The organism is Shewanella sp. FDAARGOS_354 (assembly GCF_002209245.2).
In the GTDB taxonomy this organism is placed as follows: domain Bacteria; phylum Pseudomonadota; class Gammaproteobacteria; order Enterobacterales; family Shewanellaceae; genus Shewanella; species Shewanella xiamenensis.
Genome location: NZ_CP022089.2, coordinates 2,433,700 through 2,454,483, shown reverse-complemented (window position 1 = coordinate 2,454,483; position 20,784 = coordinate 2,433,700). Strand labels below are relative to the sequence as shown.

The 20,784-nt window shown below is 45.2% G+C and carries 15 protein-coding genes and 2 pseudogenes; 11 read left to right on the top strand and 6 right to left on the bottom strand.

What is annotated here, in order from left to right; genetic code table 11:
• Positions 1 to 490: 490 nt before the first annotated feature.
• Entirely contained in the window at positions 491 to 1,330 is an 840-nt protein-coding gene (locus CEQ32_RS11130; protein ID WP_088586019.1) for an FAD:protein FMN transferase, read from the top strand.
• 149 nt (positions 1,331 to 1,479) lie between these two features.
• On the opposite strand, the gene CEQ32_RS11125 is transcribed toward CEQ32_RS11130, so the two are convergent.
• Together CEQ32_RS11125 and CEQ32_RS11120 are read right to left on the bottom strand one after the other, a co-directional pair.
• Positions 1,480 to 3,111, bottom strand: a complete 1,632-nt coding sequence (locus CEQ32_RS11125; protein WP_088586018.1) for a methyl-accepting chemotaxis protein — start codon at positions 3,109 to 3,111, stop codon at positions 1,480 to 1,482.
• A 134-nt stretch (positions 3,112 to 3,245) separates the two neighbouring features.
• Positions 3,246 to 4,136 carry a DMT family transporter gene (locus CEQ32_RS11120; protein WP_088586017.1) on the bottom strand — a complete coding sequence of 297 codons (891 nt, stop codon included), beginning with the start codon at positions 4,134 to 4,136 and terminating at the stop codon, positions 3,246 to 3,248.
• Between the two features lie 186 nt (positions 4,137 to 4,322).
• Here CEQ32_RS11120 and CEQ32_RS11115 point away from each other — a divergent pair, with 186 nt between their 5' ends.
• Positions 4,323 to 5,102 carry an AraC family transcriptional regulator gene (locus CEQ32_RS11115; protein ID WP_088586016.1) on the top strand — a complete coding sequence of 260 codons (780 nt, stop codon included), beginning with the start codon at positions 4,323 to 4,325 and terminating at the stop codon, positions 5,100 to 5,102.
• A gap of 529 nt (positions 5,103 to 5,631) precedes the next feature.
• Here the strand turns inward: CEQ32_RS11115 and CEQ32_RS11110 are convergent.
• Complete coding sequence (locus CEQ32_RS11110; RefSeq protein WP_037427074.1) at positions 5,632 to 6,030, bottom strand: GreA/GreB family elongation factor; 399 nt, start codon at positions 6,028 to 6,030, stop codon at positions 5,632 to 5,634.
• A 603-nt stretch (positions 6,031 to 6,633) separates the two neighbouring features.
• Here CEQ32_RS11110 and CEQ32_RS11105 point away from each other — a divergent pair.
• Positions 6,634 to 7,926, top strand: a complete 1,293-nt coding sequence (locus CEQ32_RS11105) for an O-acetylhomoserine aminocarboxypropyltransferase/cysteine synthase family protein (RefSeq protein ID WP_088586015.1) — start codon at positions 6,634 to 6,636, stop codon at positions 7,924 to 7,926.
• A gap of 86 nt (positions 7,927 to 8,012) precedes the next feature.
• On the opposite strand, the gene CEQ32_RS11100 is transcribed toward CEQ32_RS11105, so the two are convergent.
• Entirely contained in the window at positions 8,013 to 9,770 is a 1,758-nt protein-coding gene (locus CEQ32_RS11100) for a hypothetical protein (protein ID WP_413776994.1), read from the bottom strand.
• A gap of 133 nt (positions 9,771 to 9,903) precedes the next feature.
• Here CEQ32_RS11100 and CEQ32_RS11095 point away from each other — a divergent pair.
• Positions 9,904 to 10,930, top strand: a protein-coding gene (locus tag CEQ32_RS11095) for an IS630-like element ISSpu8 family transposase (protein WP_088585529.1) whose coding sequence is annotated in 2 segments (ribosomal slippage) — positions 9,904 to 10,353 and positions 10,355 to 10,930 — 1,026 coding nt in all. Because the reading frame shifts where the segments join, the coding sequence is not laid out codon by codon here.
• Between the two features lie 14 nt (positions 10,931 to 10,944).
• On the opposite strand, the pseudogene CEQ32_RS11090 reads toward CEQ32_RS11095, so the two are convergent.
• Positions 10,945 to 12,267: pseudogene (locus CEQ32_RS11090) on the bottom strand (DUF2339 domain-containing protein); the annotation flags it as partial.
• Between the two features lie 210 nt (positions 12,268 to 12,477).
• Entirely contained in the window at positions 12,478 to 13,611 is a 1,134-nt protein-coding gene (locus CEQ32_RS11085; protein WP_088586981.1) for a methyltransferase, read from the bottom strand.
• 259 nt (positions 13,612 to 13,870) lie between these two features.
• Between CEQ32_RS11085 and CEQ32_RS11080 the strand changes: the two genes are divergently transcribed.
• From CEQ32_RS11080 to CEQ32_RS11050, 7 genes and pseudogenes are all read left to right on the top strand, one after another.
• Complete coding sequence (locus tag CEQ32_RS11080) at positions 13,871 to 14,533, top strand: alpha-ketoglutarate-dependent dioxygenase AlkB family protein (RefSeq protein ID WP_088586014.1); 663 nt, start codon at positions 13,871 to 13,873, stop codon at positions 14,531 to 14,533.
• 134 nt (positions 14,534 to 14,667) lie between these two features.
• Positions 14,668 to 14,988 (top strand): BolA family protein, encoded by a 321-nt coding sequence (locus CEQ32_RS11075; RefSeq protein ID WP_037415031.1) that lies wholly within the window; start codon positions 14,668 to 14,670, stop codon positions 14,986 to 14,988.
• Positions 14,989 to 15,200: 212 nt separating this feature from the next.
• The gene (locus CEQ32_RS11070; protein ID WP_122040761.1) at positions 15,201 to 16,307 is read left to right on the top strand and encodes a TRAP transporter substrate-binding protein; all 1,107 of its coding nucleotides are present in this window, start codon (positions 15,201 to 15,203) and stop codon (positions 16,305 to 16,307) included.
• 155 nt (positions 16,308 to 16,462) lie between these two features.
• Entirely contained in the window at positions 16,463 to 16,972 is a 510-nt protein-coding gene (gene luxS, locus CEQ32_RS11065; protein WP_037415025.1) for an S-ribosylhomocysteine lyase, read from the top strand.
• 130 nt (positions 16,973 to 17,102) lie between these two features.
• Positions 17,103 to 17,390: pseudogene (locus CEQ32_RS11060) on the top strand (TonB-dependent receptor); the annotation flags it as partial.
• A gap of 106 nt (positions 17,391 to 17,496) precedes the next feature.
• Positions 17,497 to 18,705, top strand: coding sequence for an IS4-like element IS10A family transposase (locus tag CEQ32_RS11055; RefSeq protein WP_001206290.1), 1,209 nt, complete (start codon positions 17,497 to 17,499; stop codon positions 18,703 to 18,705).
• Positions 18,680 to 20,491, top strand: a complete 1,812-nt coding sequence (locus tag CEQ32_RS11050) for a TonB-dependent receptor domain-containing protein (protein WP_226871902.1) — start codon at positions 18,680 to 18,682, stop codon at positions 20,489 to 20,491. The genes CEQ32_RS11055 and CEQ32_RS11050 overlap by 26 nt, the downstream gene beginning before the upstream one ends.
• The last annotated feature ends 293 nt before the right edge of the window (positions 20,492 to 20,784 follow it).

Genomic DNA, 20,784 nt, shown 5'->3' with positions numbered 1-20,784 from the left:
CCTTGGCATCATATCCTAGCAACTTGGTGCCAAGCATATTGGATTGCCAATTTACTGTCAATCTAGACGTCTAGATGTTTTTACTTCCGTTGTAATCTGTTCGTTAAAAAGAGGTTTAAATCGTGGTTTGTCTTAATTTTTAATCTTAATAAACAGTATATTAAAATTATTCTATTAATGATTTACTGGTTGTTGTTAGCCAATGCTAAATGTGGATTACTCAGTAATATAGCAATAGGGGGCTATTTCTTCCTCCACCGCTGATACAGTTTAGTGGATCTTAAGTTGGTGTACGATTCGGTGTTGTTAGGTTTTCTGTTGTTTTTGACACAGTACTACGTGCTGAGAGTGTGAGGAGTTATGTTAGTTTTTAACATTTTAATTTTGCGGGTATCTTTTCGCATAACATACTAAGGCCACTCTTGCTGTTAGTAACCAGATGCGGTAAAACGGTGATCCTTCATCCACACCTCACATAGCCAGCAGCATCGTGATACGAAGAGCTAAGCCATTACTGGGCACGTTAATTGAAATTGCAGTCGAATCGGTAGTTGAAGAACCCAGCCAACCAACACTCGATGAGCAAGCCATTCAAGCTGCGATTACTGCGGCTTTTTCTCGCATTACACAAATTGGACGTTTATTAAGTTTTCATCAGCAAGATAGTGAGTTAAATCTTCTAAACCGTCAGCCTGGCCATTGGGTCACCCTAAGCCAAGATAGTCTAAGGGTATTTAAATTAGCCAAGTGGTTTGGTAAAGCCAGCGACAACTTATTTAATTGCACCATTGGTGGTGAAATGATGTCTCGCGGGGCGTTACCTTGCTACCTTGGTATGCCGCTACTTTTGCAGGGCGATTGGAAAGATATTGAAATTAAAGGGAACCAAGCGCGGTTAGCTCGGCCATTTATTGTTACTTTTGACGGTATCGCAAAGGGGTATGCGGTTGATATGGCAGTAAGTGAGTTACGTCGTGCAGGGGTTTCTGGTGGTTGGGTCAATGCGGGAGGGGACTTGCGAGTATTTGGTTCTGCCTCCTTGGATGTGCTTTGTCGAGGCTCAAATGGATTAAGCCAGAAGATAACAGTCCGCAATATGGCTCTGGCAAGCTCACGAGTTTCGCAGCAATTGAGCCTAGGTTGTCCAGCATTATTACTGCCGACAGGTAATGTCGATATGATGAGCTTTGATGCGTCTAATGAGCGTGTTGTTAGCGTTCAAGCGCCTTTCGCATGGCGTGCAGATGCACTAACCAAGGTGGCAGGTTATCTTTCAGCTAAAGCTGCAAAAGATAAAATTAATCAGCTCGGCGGCCAGTTAGTCTGTTAACCGTTATATTTAAACATGCTCGGTACTAAGGCGGTGTGGTTGACGTGCCGCAGTTTGATGTACCTATCGGATTATTCTCTTCAAGCCATTGTTTTAAATGAAAACAGGCCAATCCTTTTGGGCTTGGCCAGTATCTCAAATGCCTCTCTTTAAGCGACTTTAAAGCGTGAGACTTCTTTTTGTAGATTGCTACAAATGGCTCGGGTATTGACCACTATTTGCTGTGTTTCTTGGATCACTATGTTGCAATATCTTGTTTTATCAGACAGTTCGGTCAAGTTACGATTGATTTCCTCAGTGACGTGGGTTTGTTCTTCTGTTGCGGTCGCGGTTTGAGTCGACATCTCACTGACTTTAGAAGTGGAATTTAGGATCTGATCTAAGGCATCTTGTGTCTGACTGGCAAGGGTAACCGTCGAATGGGTGAGGCTGGCGCCTGATTCAATACTCTTCACCGCATCATTAACGCCCCGCTGCAATTCTTCGATCATGCTCTGAATATCTTGAGTCGACGTTTCGGTACGACTCGCCAGAGTACGTACTTCATCGGCGACCACCGCAAAACCACGCCCTTGTTCACCAGCACGAGCAGCCTCAATGGCAGCATTAAGAGCGAGCAGATTAGTTTGCTCCGCAATTGAGCGGATCACATCTAGTACCGAGGCAATATTAGCGGAGTTGACGGAGAGCTTTTCGATAACAGCGACTGCATTTTTAACCGATTCAGACAATTGCTGAATATGATGCACCGATTGCGTGAGGATTTTTTTCCCCTCAATAGTCTGATCATTGACCTTAGTGATTTCGGTAGCAGTATGCAGGGCGTTGCTGGCCACTTCCCTTACCGCTGCACTCATTTCATTTACGGCTGTAACTATGGTGTCGACAAATTGTTCCTGCTCGTGGCTGATCCCTATGGTAGTAGCTGATTTAGTCGCTAGGTTTTCAACAGTATGGCTCACATCTTTGGTTTGGCTGATAATGGCGATTACCATCTGTTGCAGCTGGGCAACGAACAAGTTAAAAGCATTGGCCAGTTCGCCAATTTCATCTTGGCGAGTGATAGGAATTCGTTGGGTTAAGTTGCCATCACCATCGACTATGTCATTAATTCTATTAGTAATGTCTTGAATCGCGTTGACGATAATCTTAGGGCCAAAGTAGGCAATCACGAGGGCGACAATAGCGACAAGCGTAGCGATCGTAACTGACATTTGAGTTTGGGCTGTAGCCTGCTCGGTGGCTTGTAAATCCAGTTCTTTAACGCGATTGTCGGCGGCTTCACCTGCGGTATTGTAGATGTTTCTTAGGGCTTTAAACTCTTTTTTGGATTTGCTTTCGTGTAGTTGTCTTGCTAGGTCAAACTGACTATTTTTTACTGCATTTATCACGTCAGATGAGGCTTGATACCAGAGCGAAAACTGTGCTTCAAAGCCATTGGTGGATTGCAATACTGGGGCATGATCCTGCAAGAGTTTTTTAAACTCCCCCATTCGATCGCGGGCCTGATCGACATTCTCTTGCCAGTTATCTATTTCGCTTTTACGGCTGTCACTACCCAGATCGGATCTGAGTAACACTTCTTCACTTAGCTGTGCTTGGTAGAGATCGCGGTCAGCGTTGAGAATGGCTGAAATCGCAGGATTAAATAACTGACTAAACTCCTGCATTTGCTTAAGAGTTGAGCGGCTTTGCATAGCATCAGTAATTGCCATAACGATCAAGGCGGTCGCCATAATGGCAAACATCAGCGAAAACTTTACTCGAATACTATTAAACATAGGGTACTCCATAACGTACTGACAAAATTGCTTATTAAATAGCTTAGTCGCTATTTTGTGGTTTGCAGTAACAACAGACAATTAAGGAGAATCATCGTAGGAAAGCCCCACTGATATGGGGCTATTGAGTCGATTTAATCAGCACAGGCGCTTAGGGCTGATATTTTAGGTTTGGGCTTTATCTGCACTAACATTACCCCCAAGATAACCATTGAACCGCCAAGGTAGTGATAAATGGCTAAGGTCTCATTTAAGATTATCGCCGCAAATATAGCCGCCAGAATTGGCATTAGATTGAAGAAAATACTGGTGCGTTCGGCGCCCAATTTGCTAATGCCATTAATCCACGCCCAAGGGGCGATGAGTGATGCACCAAGGGCGGCATACACAATAAGTGGTGCAGCTTGGCTGCTAATCGTGACGCTTGGCGCAGTAAACAGCAGCGGAGTTAACATCAACACAGCGATAATGCCCTGAATATACACTGATTCCCACGTCGATATCGGTAGCTGCCAGCGTTTTAGCAGTACCCCATAAAGGGCGTACACAAACGCACTGATAAGTAATAATAAATCCCCCTCAGTAACCCCTATCGCCAGATTAGCCATATCCCCGTGGCTTAGCATAAACACTAAGCCCAGCAGTGAGATTAGGCTGCCAGCAAAAACTAATGGCGAGAGCCTTTGCTTGAGTAAAGGTACCGCCAAAAACAGGCTTACCATAGGCACTATCGAGTTGATTAATGCCATATTGGTGGCGGTTGTCGTCGCGGCGGCAAAATAGGCAAGGCTTTGGTTTAATACCATTCCTAAGGCGGCTAAGGTCGCTAATTTCGGTAGTAGAGGAATGATTGTTCTACGTTTTTTCAAGACGGGTTTGAGCATAAAAGGGGTAAGCACAAGCATGGCAAAAAACCAGCGATAAAAGGCAATGTCTTCAGGGGCGATAATTCCAAAGGAAAGTTTGTTAACAATGGCGTTACCCGCCCAAATCATTACGGCGAGTAGTGGAAATAAATACAACATAGGTCAGTCTTCATTGGGGGAAACGAGCCGATGCCAAGTGGCAAACGTGCTGTCATAGATAGTCGCTATTATTGCTGGTCTTTTATGATATAAATATTGCTTAAAAGACAATGTCAGTTCCTCAATAGACAACCACCGCATCAATCGATGTTTTGATTGGATGTAAAGTCGAGTTTTAGGAGTACGATGCACCCTGTTTACCATCCACTTAATTCTGAGCAAGCGCCAGTGGCAGATATTTTCTTCAACTATGAAGCCTTTCTGCCCAATACCATTACACCAAAACATAGCCACATTTGGGGGCAATTACAGCTGATCAGTGGTGGCATTATGGAGTTGCATGCGGCTGGACAACGATTTTTGTCGCCATCCCAATATGCGATTTGGGTGCCAGCAGGCGTAGAGCATGAGAGTTACACCCGCCGCAGTATCCATTATTGCTCATTGAATATTGTTGCCTGTCGGGCGCAGGTTTTTCCTGATGAAACTTGTTTACTTGCGGTGACGCCGATAGCGCAGGCAATAGTGAACGATCTCCGCCAGCGACAGGTGCGTGTTGCACAAACGGATGCGGATAAACGTTTGGTTGAGGTGTTAATTGACCAGTTAATCTTAGGTCAGGCGCAGCCACAATTTTTGCCTTCGAGTACCGATAAACTGTTGCAACCTATTTTGCAGCAACTTGAACTCGAGCCAGCCAGTCAAATAAGTCTTAAAAGCTGGGCGAGTGAATTACATACCACAGAACGCACACTCGCTCGGCGTTGCCAAGACCGCCTTGGAATGAGTTTTACTGAATTGCGTCAGCGACATAAGTTTATTTATTCGTTGCAATTGCTACGTGAAGGCTTATCAATCAAAGAAGTTGCCCTGACATTGGGCTATAACCAAACTTCACCCTATATTGTGATGTTTAAAAAATATGCTCAATACTCACCCGAGCAATATCGCCGCCAGCTGGCATAAAAATAGGGCGCGGCTATTGCCGCACCCTATGTCATAAAAGAGAGGATTTAAGGGATTTTTATAACAGGCATTAATCGGAGGCTTTTTGGCGATTCCGCTTATCCTGTCGCTTCTCTTTTAAGGTTTTCATCGGCGGTTTTTTCGCTTTTTCTTTACTCATGGAAAATACTCCTAACTAAAATGAGATTAAGTAAAGTCAAACTATCGAGTGTAGCGCCGCATTCTCACCGACAGTTAGTTCAAATTAATCTATCGATAAATTTGAATAATTTAAAGCATTCTGAGCGAGATAAAACACTTTGACCTCTTTATGGTTTCTACATAAGCGCTGCCATACTTAGTAAGTTTTTAAGAGGAGTAAGTGTTAGCTCTCTGCTATTAATTTATTTCGCGGCCAGTCAATAACTTCAAAATCGTATCCTCCAATATATTTTTATGCCTGTGCTAGATGCCGCCGCAAATAGCGACCTAAAAGCATGTTGCCACTGAAATTTGAACATGCTTTATTCTAATGCTGTTAGTTTTGCCGTTAATTTTTAGGTTGTCTCTTGCTAAGTGAAATATCCTTCACCATAAACAGCACGGGCTTACCTAAAATATTTACCTCAGCATATTCACCTTTGGTTCGGCCCAGTAAGCTCACACCTAAATCGGAAATGACAGAGTAGCGACCCGCTCTTGGTTTGTGTCTAGGTGGGTATACCAGTTCTATACGATACTCCTGCTGATCCTGTTGATTAACGAGGAGCACTTCACGCCCAACGGTCACTTTATCTAGGGTTTCTTCACTTTTAAGTTGATCGAGCTTTGCTATCACCGCCGCCAGTGCGGTGGGGCGTAATGAGGCATTAAAACTGTTTTGCAAGTAATAGGTTTCTGTTTTCAACATAAAAGACTGAAATAGATTACTAAAAAAAGAATAAAACATAGCTACCCCAAATATGAGCTAGATAACAGCTAAGCCCCAGCATAAAAATAGGAGCAATAAATTGAAATGTGGGTAATCAGATGCCGAGTGCGAGTAGCACTCGGCTTAAACTGGGAATTTAAGAGACAGGCGTGCCGCGCGGGCAGGCGTGCCGCGCGGGATAAATAATCAAGTGTATTCAGCATTAACCAAGCTGACTTAAGTCTGAGTAATGAAAATGCATTTTTTAACACGGGCTACATCTCCATATAATTTTAAGATTAAATTAATCATCTAACAGAGTTAATGATTAATAAACTGTCCATACCATAGGCCAACTAAAAAAATAAAGCAAGTCTGAAAATGATTGTCATATTAATAACAATATAATAACGGATAACTGGATAAAACTTATTTTACTCAAAATACTTGTTCTTTAATTGCAGCTGTTAAATTTTAAAGCACTATGTATAAAAATGTTTAGACTTCTAGATGGCCGTCTGGTAGCTTGGGTGCAGTGCACAAATCTTGTGCGGTTTTAGTGTCTATTTTCGCAAAGTGCCCCCAATGTTTGTGTTGGCTTAGGCGCAATGGTTGGGAATTTTTCAGGGGAAGGAAGCAAAAATGAAACTTGAATCACTGGCGTTACACCACGGATATGAGTCTGAGGCAACGACTAAAGCTGCTGCGGTACCTATTTATCAAACGACGTCCTATACCTTCGATGATACCCAGCATGGTGCTGATTTATTTGACTTAAAAGTCGCTGGCAATATTTATACGCGGATTATGAATCCAACGACCAGCGTACTTGAGCAGCGTCTTGCCGCCATTGAAGGCGGGATCGGTGCGCTTGCTGTGGCGTCTGGCATGGCGGCTATTACCTATGCGATTCAAGCTCTTACTCAGGTTGGCGATAATATCGTCAGCACCAGCCAGCTCTATGGCGGTACTTACAATCTGTTTGCCCATACGCTGCCGCGCCAAGGAGTCGAAGTGCGGATGGCGGCCTTTGATGATTTTGAAGGACTTGAAGCTTTAATCGATGCCAAAACCAAGGCGTTATTTTGTGAGTCTATCGGTAACCCCGCCGGTAATATTGTCGACCTTAAACGTTTAGCCGATATTGCCCATAAACATGGGGTGCCGCTGATTGTGGATAATACCGTGGCGACCCCTGTGTTATGCCGTCCCTTTGAGCATGGTGCCGATATCGTTATTCACTCTCTGACTAAATACATTGGTGGCCATGGTACAACCATCGGCGGGATCATTATCGATTCGGGTAAATTCGATTGGGTGGCGAATAAAGAACGTTTTTCGCTGCTAAATCAAGCCGATCCTTCCTACCATGGCGTGGTCTACACCGAAGCCTTTGGCCCCGCGGCCTTTATTGGACGTTGTCGTGTGGTGCCGCTGCGTAATACGGGGGCAGCACTTTCACCCCATAGTGCATTCCTGTTGTTACAAGGACTTGAAACGCTGAGTCTGCGTATGGAACGTCACTGTGCTAATGCGCTCGCGTTAGCCGAGTATTTGATACTGCATCCTTCGGTAAGTTGGGTTAATTATGGCGCGCTACCAAGTAGCCCTTTCCGTGAGAATTGCGAAAAAATCACTGGCGGTAAAGCGTCTGGGATCATCAGTTTTGGCATTAAAGCGGCTACACCTGAGGAAGGGAAAATTGCTGGTGGCAAGTTTATCGACGCCCTGAAGATGATTTTGCGTTTAGTGAACATCGGTGATGCTAAATCGCTAGCTTGTCATCCTGCTAGCACCACCCACAGACAGCTCGATGCGAATGAACTTGCTAGAGCTGGGGTGTCTGAAGATCTGATACGTATTTCCGTCGGCATTGAACATATCGACGATATCATCGCCGATGTGTCGCAGGCGCTGGAAAAAGCCTTGGTGTAAGCGTTTTATCCTCTCTGTTATCATCACTTGTGTATGAAAAGGCCGCTAACATGAGCGGCCTTTGGCGTTTGAACGATAAACATCACTCACGAATTTGCTTGTTGTTGGCGATTACGCGCCTTTTGATAGAAGTAAGATACGGTCAGTAAAATCACTCCAATCAACATAAAGGCGATGACTTTTTGCACCAGCTCGAAGGACGCCATATCGAGCAATAACACCTTGAGCGTGGCTAAGGTAAAGAGCCCTGCGGCGAGGCGGATCATGTCCGAATGTTGGGGTTTTAAGCTGATAAACATTAATACGCTGCCATGCACCACTAATAAAATCGCACTGAGCGGCGCGGCAATCATGGTATCAAATACATAACTCCAGGTGAGATAGCTGAGCGCAAGTAACCCATGCCAACCCCATTTCAACCATTGCAGCGGTAAGAAGCGTCGATGTAAACGGATAGCAACGCCGCGGCGTAATATCAGCGTGGCAAGCAATGCTAAGGCGGTAAATTCGCAGAGGATCAGTAACGCATTATTCAAATCTACTCTCAACGATATCTCAAAATGCAGCAGGATAGGCAGCAACGCTAAGCCAAGGCAAAGACCGTAGGCAAGACTGTAGCTTGAGCGCACTGCGGCTTGGATTTCACTGGCAATGTGACCGAATAAGCTGGTCTTTTCACCCGTATGGTTAGCCCCTCTTTGGAGTAATAGTGCAAAGTAGCCACTGAGCGCTAAAGCCGTCATCGACCAAGCCACCACATCAGTGCGATTTAATCCATAGACAAGTACAGTCAGCGGCAGTGCAAAGTAATAGGGACTCAGTTGCCATTGAAGGGTCAATAGCAGACGCCATCTGTCGGGGAGAGTGCGATAACGAATGAGTACAAATCCCATAACAAGCATGCCAATCAGCAGCGCAATAAGCCCTTGCCAGATTTCAAACAGGCATAAGCTCGCTGTGGTGAGTACGGCAAGCCAAGTTAGAATTTTAGCTTCAATCTTAAGGGCTTTATGTTTGATCACATAGGCTAAGCCAAGGCTAAACAAGCCACTAAACCAGAGTGCAGCTGCGGTAAACTCCCAGTAATTGCGGATGACTTTTGGCAATAAAAGCAGTGGTAAAAGAAGATAGCAGCCAATTTGTATCTGCTTGGCAGCTTGGGCAAATAGGGATGAGGGATAGTATTTGCGATACCAATAGTGGGTTAATAATAGGGCGGCGAATAGTTCAATTCGTGCCAGCTTGGCCATCAGCGGTTGCGCTCTAAAACTCATGCTGCCGGAGAGGGTAATGCCTTCGATTACGGCAAATAACAATGGCAGCAGCAATAGCCAAGCTGCAAACTCACTGGCCATTAGTTTGTCTTTGCTACTTAAATACAAGAGTAACAGGCTAAGGAGTGGCACAATTGCGAGGTAGTAATCGCTGCTGATAAGATAAGCCGCAACTAATAGGGTCGCGACATAAAACCCGCTGAGGCTTTCTTTTAGCAGATAACAGAGTTGCCCTTCTAAGGTGGAGAGTGTTGATTCATTAGTTTTTAATTGATTGATTATAAATAATAATCCGCCAGCACTTAAAGCTAACGCGATAAGGGGGAAGCCAAGGGCACCCACTGGCGATAAGCCGCCGAGTTCGAGTAAGGTCAAGCCCGAGAGTAGGCTGTGGGCATTGAGCGCCAGTCCCATCACTAGCAAGACATAGGCTTCGGCGCGCACTGAAATCAGTTTTTCGTTGAGTCCAATCCACAACAGTAATATTGCCTCGAGTAGCAATACTAACCCTAAGAAATCATGGCTTACCAGATAAAGTGCCGCAAAGGCGGCAAAGCTTCCGCCAAACACTAGCAAGAGGCTAGATTGGGATTTAGCGAGCCGATTGTTAAGTTTAAGGTACAGTCCTACGCAGACTAGTGCGTTATACCAATTATATTAATTATGTGATCTAATTGGTCATCAGTTTTTAATCATACAAAATATGAATAATCCCCACATCGCAGCCTTAGTAAAATCGGAGAAAAGTGCACGCAAACGTATGCGCTATCTTGCCTTACTCCATTTCACTGAAGGTCATTCTCGTACCGCCATCGCAAGCATGCTTAAGGTCAGTAGAACCAGTGTCAATCGCTGGGTCACCGCCTATTTAACCCATGGGCTGACTGGCCTTGACGATGCGCCCAATCCGGGCCGTCCTGCGACACTGTCCATCGCACAACAAGCTAAGCTTAAAGCGTTCGTACAGCACAGAAGTCTATCTGAACAAGGTGGCAGGTTGATGGCCAAGGATGTCGGCCTATTTATTCAGTCTGAATTTGGTGTGACGTTCAAGCAAGCAAATATCTACCGCTTGCTGCATCAACTTGGCTTCTCATGGATTACCACTCGCTCTCGCCACCCGAAACAATCTGAGGCTATACAAGAGGCTTTTAAAAAACTTCCGGATGGCAACGATCCTTAACACACCTGGGCACGTTGCACTCGATCGCATTGACGTTTGGTTTCAAGATGAAGCCCGCTTTGGCCAACAGAATACCACCACCCGTATTTGGGCTGAGAAAGGGACCCGTCCACGGGCCGTCAAGCAGCAACAATTTGAATCAGCGTATCTATATGGCGCCGTGTGTCCGGCAACGGGGGCGACACAAGCGATTATTGCCCCGCATGCCAATAGCGAATATATGAACGAGCATTTAAAACTGATTTCAGCCGCCACCGCATTTGGGCGCCATGCGCTGGTCATCATGGACGGCGCAGGCTGGCATCAACAGGATTTGGCCGATGACTTTGATAATCTGACGCTTCTCAAGTTGCCACCTTATTCACCGGAGTTGAATCCAATAGAGCAGGTATGGCAATGGCTGCGTCAAAATGTGTTGGCCAATCGTTGTTTTAGTGGTTATGACGATATTGTCGAACAGTGCTCTATCGCATGGAATACCTTCATTGAGAAGAAAGCAAGAGTGATAGAATTGTGTACTAGACCATGGACAATTTTGACCAGTTAGTTAATGGAATTGGTATTAGCAATAAAGATTTCCCCTGCAAACTCAGTAAATTGTGTCAGCTCAAAGATCACAAAAGCCAATAACGCAATCGGCAGCGCCAATACCCTATGGCTTAGTGATGTTGTCGATAAGTTAACGATAAGCCCAGCTAACCCATAGAGATAAAAGAGGGCGTTAAGACTCACAACGGCCAGCACCGTTTCGCCATGCCATTGCTGGAGTGGTAAATCGACAAAATAGCTGAAGGCTTCAATACAAGCGATATGTAATAAGGCGGTCATTTCAAACAGTAATGGCCACTGCAATTTGCGGCTTTGTGCTAATGCCCCAGTACCAATCAGCAGTAAGTAGGGAATATATAGCAGCGGCGCATAGCTTTGGGATAACAGCATCATTGGTGCCGTTGAGCCACCAATTAAGGCGATGACCGCAATGACTTTAGCATCGAGGCGCATTGAAAGGCCATAGCCCGCTAAGGTAATCAACAGCAATAGAATAAAGCTGGCGCCGTTGGGAATAATCTCAAAATAGGGGCCAATAAAATAAGCGCACAGATAGTTTAAGATCAGCCCTAATCCAACGATTCCCGAGCCAAAGTCGGCCATACCTTGGCGTTTTTGACGGATAAAAATGCCGCCAGCGATAATCGCATTTGCACAGCCAAAACCGAGTAATGCTTTACCGAGTTCAGAAAACCAGTGATTGATGGAATATTGCAGCAGATAACCAAAACCTAGGGTGAGGGTAATAATGCCGGCCACAGTCATTAAAAACACTGGCCCCAAGCCCTTCGCTTGATAATGTTGATAGAAGCCTTTTAGCTGTTCTTTTATGGCCACAAAGGGAGCCATTATTGCGGCAATACCTTGCGATAAAAAGGCTTCTACTTGGGCTTCAACTTGGCTTGTTGCTTGAACACCTAGTTCTACCCTAGTTTGCTTTATCAGCTCGAAATCAGTGGCTTGTGGCGAATCATGTTGCTCGCGAGAGCGCGGGTTAGTTTGGCGCAGCCATGGATCATCCTGCCAAGGTGACGTGGCAGGGGCTTGTGACTCAATAGGATGTGAAACCGTTTCGGACTGCAGAGCGGCATGGCTCGCCATTGCGTAGGTATCTGTTGTGATCGCAATCGGGGATGACTCGGTAGCAGATTGCTCAGTTATGCCGCTCGTGTGAATGAAACCATTATTTTGCTGTTCAAGCTTTAAGCTTAAGGTATCGAGTTTGGCTGAGAACTCAGCTAGTTGGCGGTCAAGTGAAGATTGCTGCGCGAGGTGCTGCAACGTTAATTGCGTCAATTCTACCTTGAGTTGCTCTACGTCATCCTTTAACGGCATATCAGTATCCTAAATACGCTATCCATATAATCAGGTACATAAAAGTCTAAGTCGTTTAGTTTTATGTATTTGCTTTCGCGGATTGTACTGACAACTTAGGGCGGCGGCTAGTTAAAAGCCGCTGTTCAGAACATTCTGATGATGAGCATCTGAGCTAATTTTGCGAAAACAGCGCTAATCGCTAGCGCCAGTTTCGCGGTGAAGAAAGGACTATTTTTGGGCTTGCAGGATGACAAATTTGCCATTTGAGGCAACGGTGGTGCAGTTTTTAAATAAGCGTTGTAATTTCACATGATAAGCCAAGTGACGATTGCCCACTATATGTAAAATCCCACCATTTTTTAACCGACGACGGGCATCTAAAAACATTTGCCAAGCAATATGATCGGTAATGGCCTCACCTTGATGGAAGGGCGGATTACACAGCACTAAATCAGGCTCTACATTATCGGGAAAGTGGCTCATGCAATCATCCCAATGAAAATGTCCTTTGCCTTCGGGGAGTTGATTGGTTGTCCAATTGGCCTTTGCCGAGGCAACAGCCATTTCGGAGTCATCGATAAAATGGATATCGGCATTGGGATATAATTGGGCGGCACGAAGTCCGAGCACGCCATTACCACAGCCAAGGTCGACAACCGTATTAAATTCACCTTTTGGCAGATTATCGAGCATAATTCGTGCGCCAATATCGAGCTTGTTGGCGGCAAAGACATTGCTTAAATTGCTGATTTTCAGGTTAAACTCTGGAATATCCCAAATGATTTCATTTGGCAGTGTTCTTGGCTTACCATCACTAATACAAGTGATCACGCGGGTTTTCTTCCAAGCAAGGCTGGCGCTCGCTGGCCCCAAGTGTTTAGCAAATAATGCCAGTAAACTCGCGTTGATTGATTTGGCTTTTGCGCCAACTAAGACGCGACAGCCAGCGGGTAATACCTGCGACAGGCGCATGAGCTGGTGGGCAAAGTAGGTGAGATTCTTCGGTAATTTCATCAACACTAAGGCGACATCTTGAGGCAAGGTGTCGCGACTGGTAAACCATTGCAGGTTATCCATCGGCAACTGATTGTGATGATGATTTTGCTCTGCACCTAAAAAACTGGTTCTGGCATCGGTTTCAACGCGAAGCGGCCAGTTGGGATTGATACGCGAGAGGGCGCAACTTAAGGCGCCAAAACTATCGTTAATAATGGCCGTTGGCACAGCTGGTTGTTCACCTTCAATCAAACTATTGATTAAATGCTCGTCTGCGGCATCCCACGCTTGAAGATTCGATTCCTGCGATGCGGGATAGCGAAATAGTTCGAGTTCTATTCCTGCTACTGAAAATTGTGTCGTCATGTTGTGTTGTGCCAATAAAAATAAGGCGCTGATTATCGCAGATTTCATGACCGCTTGCGATGTTTGCCTTAGTTTGTATACCTTGAAGTATGTCTTTGATGCCGTACCATGGCAGCCAAGTTTACTGGTCAAATTTGAATCCTCAGACTGAGGCTGGATACACTGTTGACTCGCAACGCTGCGCAAACCTACGTAAAACATTACTATCATTGGCGTTAGGCTGATTGTCGAAAGGGCGAACTGTGCATAAGGTGGGAGTATGAAACAAGCTGAATTAGGATTCGAATTTGAGGATTATCCTTTGGATACACCTGATGATGTGCTTGCCATCGAAAGCCTAGATATTGGACAACTCGAACCACCTATCACCTTAGTACGGGATTATCTAGGTAAGGCGCAGCAAAATGCGTTGATTAATGAGGCGCAATCATATCCGCTTACTCGCCCGCAAATTCAAGTGTTTGGACGATACCATTCGATCCCTCGCCAGCAGGTTTGGTATGGCGATTTGGGATGTGACTATATGTATTCGGGGCTATTTATTCGCGCCTTGCCTTGGCCTCAGTATCTGCAAAAATTACGCGATAAATTGCAGCGAGATTTTAGCCTTGGCAGTAATGGGGTGTTAGTTAACCGTTACGCCGATGGCCAGGATTGTATGGGGGCCCATAGTGATGATGAACCTGAAATTGCCCACGGCAGCGATATTGCCTCCATCAGCTTAGGTGCGACTCGTGATTTTGTGATTAAACATAAACATAGCAAGCTTAAATACACGATTAGTTTACATAGTGGTGATTTATTAATTATGCACTGGCCTATGCAACATGACTGGTTGCACAGTGTACCTAAGCGCCTAAAGGTCACAGAGCCTCGTTGGAACTACACATTTAGGCAACTTATCGTTAATTATCATGGGTAATTGAAAGGTTATTGAATTCAAAATGTTGTCGGATTTGTTGGGTTTTAAGTTGCAAAACGGGCGCTGAAATTTGATCTTTTATACTTGAAGCAGTACTCTGCGGCCACTGGATTTACCCATATTGAGAGTTGAATATGTCCAATACCCAAGTGCAGAGCACAGTGGCTGAGACCATCAATCAGAAGTTAACTGAGAGCTTCTCACCAACCTATTTAGAAGTGCTTAACGAAAGTCATCGTCATCATGTACCTCCTAATTCAGAGACTCACTTTAAAGTTGTGGTGGTCAGCGATGAATTTGAAGGGCTCCGTTTGCTTGCCCGTCATCGCTTGGTGAACAACTGTTTAGCCGATGAGTTAGCTAATGGTGTCCACGCGCTATCTATTCATACCTTTACTCAAAGTGAATGGGCGACGAACGTCGAGGTGCCTAAAACCCCCAATTGTCGCGGCTAATTATCGCTATTTAGGACGGGACATGCTTAAAACAAAAAGCCACTTTATTAAAGTGGCTTTTTGTTTTAAGTCAAATTGGTCTCATTCTTAGGTTCCCCTGTCGAATATTCTGTGTTAACAATATGTTCTATTTATCGAGTTAAGCGCCTATTTTCTACAAAAAGAGTGCTATTTTTCATGTGGTTAACAGTTTTTGTTGCGGGGAGTGCGTGATGCGTTATTTGGGGGGGCTGTTATTAGCGGTATTGTTTTTTGGCGTGACTGGCTGTAATCCCTCATCTCAACATGCGGAGTCTATTTCCATTGCTGAAAGGCCTCCTGTTAAAGAGGTGATTGAATGGCGTTTAGCCACTTCTTGGCCAAAAAATTTTCCTGGGTTAGGCATGGCCCCTGAGCGTTTTGCCACGCTTGTCGATGAGATGTCCCACGGCCGATTGCACATTAGCGTCTACGGCGCGGGAGAATTAATGCCTGCCTTTGCGGTATTCGATGGCGTTAGCCAAGGTAAAATCCAGATGGCGCATGCAGCCTCCTATTATTGGAAGGGCAAAGCCCCCGCCTCCCAGTTTTTTTCTTCAATTCCCTTTGGGATGACAGCACAAGAGATGAACGGCTGGTTACATTATGGTGGTGGCATGGCGCTGTGGGAGGAAGTCTATCGTCCCTTTGGCATTATCCCTCTGGCTGGTGGCAATACGGGAATGCAAATGGGTGGTTGGTTTAATAAACCCATTAATACGATAGCTGACTTTAAAGGATTGAAGATCCGCATGCCAGGCTTAGGCGGTGAGGTGCTTAAACGTGTCGGTGCTGTGCCCGTCAATATGCCAGGAAGAGAACTCTATGGTGCTCTTCAAACGGGTTCAATCGATGCGGCTGAGTGGGTTGGGCCTGTGAATGATCTCGCTTTTGGCTTACATAAAGTGGCTAAATATTATTACTATCCCGGTTGGCATGAACCAGGTTCCAATATGGAGTTTTTAATTAACAAGGATGCTTTTGAGAATCTGCCTAAAGATTTGCAAGCCATCGTTAAGACGGCTGCGCGTGCCATTAATCAAGATATGTTGGATGAATACACCACGCGTAATGTCAGTGCACTTGAAACTCTCGTAAAAGAGGAAGGGGTAGAGCTTAAGGCGTTTCCGTCTGCTGTGTTAACTGAACTTGAACGGATCTCACAACAGGTGATTGCAGAGCAGGCGCAACAAGATCCCATGATGGACAAAGTCTATAGGGCTTATCATGCTTATGAGCAAGGCGTGCGTGAATACCATAAGATTTCTGAAGATGCCTACAGCCAACAACGACAGCATTAATGATGGCTATTTACCCAAAATGTTCATATTAGCACCTTACTGATATGAGATGATTTCATCTTGCGTTAACTTGTTACTGTTTGGTGTTATGCTTGCACTCATATAAATAGATAGCGACAGTGGCGTTGTATCGCCCTGATAATTTGGAGATCCCTATGCCATTACTTGATAGCTTTACTGTTGACCATACTCGAATGAATGCACCTGCTGTGCGTGTCGCCAAACATATGACTACCCCCAAAGGTGATGCGATCACAGTATTCGATCTACGTTTTTGCGCGCCGAATAAAGATATCCTTAGCGAGCGTGGTATTCACACTTTGGAACATTTATTTGCAGGCTTTATGCGTGATCATCTAAATGGCAATGATGTGGAAATTATTGATATTTCGCCAATGGGCTGCCGCACTGGGTTTTATATGAGCCTGATTGGTGTGCCCACTGAACATCAAGTGGCGGATGCTTGGCTTGCTTCTATGGAAGATGTGCTGAAAGTCGTTGAACAATCTGAAATTCCTGAGCTGAACGAATATCAATGCGGTACCTACGAGATGCACTCTTTGGAGCAAGCACAGGAAATTGCACGCAATATTATTGCTGCTGGTGTGAGTGTTAACCGCAACGATGATTTAAAACTCAGTGATGAGATTTTAGGTAAACTCTAAGCCGCAAATATGGGCTTAACGCGAAAGCGTCAAGAAAGCGACATTAGTCGCTTTTTTTTTCGAACTAATTCCGCTATTTTACAAAATAACAACAAACGCCGTACGCTAACAAAAATTTTGGGAGCTTGGTATGCCAAGTCGCTATTTTGTCATGTCGCTGACCGCGCTGGCGGTTTCCTGTATTTACGCTAACTCACTCAATGCAAATCCCCTTTATTCTCAAACGCTCGATTTAGCCAAGCTCAATGATCAGTACCATTCCAGCGATGATGCGATGCAATTAAGCAATCTTAATAGCTTAACCTTGCTTCGAGCCGACCATAGTGGCAATTCCGCCAATATCAGTATGCGTTCTGCCAGCCAAGGTGTCGCTGTAATGCAAGATCGGGTGTATTTCTCACCAGCGCCTTACTCAGCCCTGAAGAATCCCCTGATGATTTACAAATAAATCATCAAATTAGAGTGGAAGCGCATCTTGTTGCATGATCAAATGGTTTCGCTAAAAACTACACTTGGACAACAAGATGCGCGAAGCCAATATCCTACAACATTCTTTACACCAATACTGCCCAGAACTTCACCTAAAACGATTAAACAGCTTGATGCTGGCCTCTAAGGCACTGATTGAATGTAAGACACTGACCTTGACTGAGTTAGGTCGAAATTTACCAACCACGGCCCGAACCAAGCACAACATCAAGCGCATTGATCGTTTGCTCGGCAACACGCATCTGCATCAAGAACGGTTAGCTGTCTACCAATGGCATGCCAGCCTCATCTGTTCTGGTAACCCTATGCCGATTGTGCTCGTCGATTGGTCAGACATCCGAGAGCATAAACGCATCATGGCTCTGCGCGCCTCAATAGCCTTCAATGGCCGCTCTATTACCCTGTATGAGAAGTCCTATCCCCTATCAGAACAATGCTCTAAGGCCTCCCACAACGGTTTTTTAGCGGACTTAGCCAAGATTTTACCTTTGCATGTTACCCCTCTCATCGTGACTGACGCGGGGTTCAAAGTGCCTTGGTACAAAGAGGTTGAGGCGCATGGTTGGTTTTGGCTAAGCCGTATTCGCGGTACAGTTCAATTTGCAGATATTGGCGCTGAAAATTGGCGTGCAGTTCGCAGTACACATGACTTGGCCAACGGTCAAGCGAAGAGCCTGGGTTGTAAGACCTTGACCAAAACTAACCCTATCAATTGCCATCTCACGCTTTATCGTAGCAAACCTAAGGGGCGTACAAATCAGCGTTCAACGAGGACTAATTGCCACCATCCATCGGCAAAAACGTACTCAACATCGGCGAAAGAGCCTTGGGTGTTAGCCAGCAATTTACCACCAGAATCTCGGAGCCCAAAGCAGCTGGTAAACCTGTACGCCAAACGTATGCAAATAGAGGAAACCTTTCGTGACCTCAAAAGCCCGGCATACGGCTTTGGCTTACGCCAAAGTCGTACCAACAGTCCAGAGCGATTCGACATCATCCTACTGATAGCGTTGATGGTTCAATGCCTGTTGTGGCTAGTTGGTTTACACGCACAGCAACAGGGCTGGGATAAGCATTTTCAGGCCAATACCATTGGGCATCGAACGGTACTCTCAACGATTCGCTTGGGATTGGAGGTGCTCAGGCGGCCTGATTATCAAATCACGGAGAAAGAATTGCTGGCGGCCTGGGTATTATTCGCCAATCAGTTGCTCAAATATGGCTATGCTATGGCTGATTTATGAGGGGATCCTTCAGTACTCAGCCCCTCAACTGCAACTCTTACCCCATCTTTTATTACAGCAAAGTGTGACGACTACACCACTGGCCAATATGGCTGTTGGTGGTCAGGGAGCGTTTGGGGTTGTGGATTATCAAAGCCTTAACATTATTGAGCGCCCGCAATCCGGCAGTGTTCAAATTGAGGGGACAACAGATTCCGATGTAAATGCTGGCCTGCGTTGGGGCGTTAAGCAAAAAGAATACGGAGCCTTATTTGCCGCCAATTATTTAAAACAACAAGGCGATGCGAATTTTTTAAACGGCAGTGATGCTGACAGAAAAAAAACGGATATCTTATTTAAGGTCAACGCCACGAGCTTGCTTGGTGCTCGCAGTCCACAGCAAACTGAATTTACCTATCAATTTATCGATGACGATAGTTATCGCTCATTGCTTGGGATAACGGCTGCCGACTGGCAGCAAGATTCATTACAGCTATATTCCGCTACAGCACAAGATAACCACCAAGGGAGACAGCATAAATACCAGTTATCACATCAAGTGGATTTGGGTGACAGTCGAGTGATTAGCGACTTTTACTATCAATCATATTCACAACAACTGGATCAGCTTGGCGCGTTTAATGGGCAAAATATTGGCTTGGGAACGCTTTACGACATTGCCGCCTTTGACCGAAATCCCAGTGTTAATGGTGACGATATCAATATGTTGGTACAAGATAATGATTACAGTGCGTTTGGTGCTCAGACTCAGGCGATAAACCAATATGGAGAGCATCAAATTACCTATAGTGCTCGTTATCATACCGATAAAGCCGAAATGCGTTTCGGTGATCAAACGGCTTTGTGGCAAGCGGACAGAAGTATAGTGCGTGATGAGTCTAACTCGGTGTTAGCCTATACCGATGATGCCACTGCGCTGACGTCGGCAATCGACTCTTTATGGCGTTGGCAAGGTATGCAAATCAAGTTAGGGCTTACTTATGAGCATGTCAGTGTCAATCGTGAGATTAGCTTAGTCTTTGCTGGGCTTGATGAGGCTGACTTTTCCGATAGCGATTGGATGCCACAATTTGGTGTACTGTATGACGCTGGCGATTGGCGCTTTAGTACTGATATCCGCCGAGCGTGGGCCGCCGCGAGTGCAGGCAATCTTACTCAGGAAGCACAGGAGTCACTCCATTATCAAGTTAGCGCCCAATATGCGAGCGAGGGGATTAAGGCCGATTTGCGCGCCTATGTGCAAGAATTTGATAATCTGCATGTTGATTGTGATAGCTATTCCATGTGTGTTGATACTCGTCTACTCACCCAAGAGAATATTCCTGATGTGCTCAGCTATGGGATTGAACTTGGCCTAGGTTATCAGTGGATGCTGGGTGAATTTGAATTGCCCTTAGGCTTAAGTTATCAGTATCTTAGCGCTGAATATCAGACGAGCACCTGCACAGATATCCAAGGCTGCGTCCTGGAGGGCGACAAACTGGCTTGGTTACCCGAGCATCAATTGCAATTGAGCGCGGGGATTGAATACGCTCAATATCAATTAAACCTTGTCGCTGCTTATCAATCTGAGCGTGATTTCAGTCAGTATGGTAGTGAGTTGCAGCGTGTTGACGGTCAATGGCGTGCCGATATAGCGGCTAATTACGATATTGATAAGTACCATCGATTGTATGTTCGGGTCGAAAATCTACTTGATGAGTCCTTGGTAACCTCAGCATCAAATAGCGGAATTCGAGTAGAAAATGGACGGATCAGCTATTTGGGCTATCAATGGCGTTTCTAAACTGAGTTAAATCTTGTTTGACGATTGTTCAGCAAGAAAGCGAAAAGGTATTTATATTTCTGGTTATCTTGATATATCGACCTTTTGCTAAATTAATTCTTTTAAAATTAATGTTATAGTATTTAGTGACCGTAATACTCTCTCTTTCTGAGCCCTCACTCGGTCGGAAGGTGAACGCTGTAGTGCATGATTCTTTTAAATCCTTATTTTAGGTTTGAAAACACCTATAATTTTCGTGGCGATGGCACGGCAATTGGGGTAAAATGCGCGCGACCAGCGTGATTGCGATCGCA

What these genes read in the sequence shown, in the direction of transcription:
- CEQ32_RS11125 (WP_088586018.1), bottom strand. Translation starts at nt 3,111, where the DNA reads ATGTTTAATAGTATTCGAGTAAAGTTTTCGCTGATGTTTGCCATTATG.
- CEQ32_RS11120 (WP_088586017.1), bottom strand. Translation starts at nt 4,136, where the DNA reads ATGTTGTATTTATTTCCACTACTCGCCGTAATGATTTGGGCGGGTAAC.
- CEQ32_RS11115 (WP_088586016.1), top strand. Translation starts at nt 4,323, where the DNA reads ATGCACCCTGTTTACCATCCACTTAATTCTGAGCAAGCGCCAGTGGCA.
- CEQ32_RS11110 (WP_037427074.1), bottom strand. Translation starts at nt 6,030, where the DNA reads ATGTTTTATTCTTTTTTTAGTAATCTATTTCAGTCTTTTATGTTGAAA.
- CEQ32_RS11105 (WP_088586015.1), top strand. Translation starts at nt 6,634, where the DNA reads ATGAAACTTGAATCACTGGCGTTACACCACGGATATGAGTCTGAGGCA.
- CEQ32_RS11085 (WP_088586981.1), bottom strand. Translation starts at nt 13,611, where the DNA reads ATGACGACACAATTTTCAGTAGCAGGAATAGAACTCGAACTATTTCGC.
- CEQ32_RS11080 (WP_088586014.1), top strand. Translation starts at nt 13,871, where the DNA reads ATGAAACAAGCTGAATTAGGATTCGAATTTGAGGATTATCCTTTGGAT.
- CEQ32_RS11075 (WP_037415031.1), top strand. Translation starts at nt 14,668, where the DNA reads ATGTCCAATACCCAAGTGCAGAGCACAGTGGCTGAGACCATCAATCAG.
- CEQ32_RS11070 (WP_122040761.1), top strand. Translation starts at nt 15,201, where the DNA reads ATGCGTTATTTGGGGGGGCTGTTATTAGCGGTATTGTTTTTTGGCGTG.
- luxS (WP_037415025.1), top strand. Translation starts at nt 16,463, where the DNA reads ATGCCATTACTTGATAGCTTTACTGTTGACCATACTCGAATGAATGCA.
- CEQ32_RS11055 (WP_001206290.1), top strand. Translation starts at nt 17,497, where the DNA reads ATGCGCGAAGCCAATATCCTACAACATTCTTTACACCAATACTGCCCA.
- CEQ32_RS11050 (WP_226871902.1), top strand. Translation starts at nt 18,680, where the DNA reads ATGGCTATGCTATGGCTGATTTATGAGGGGATCCTTCAGTACTCAGCC.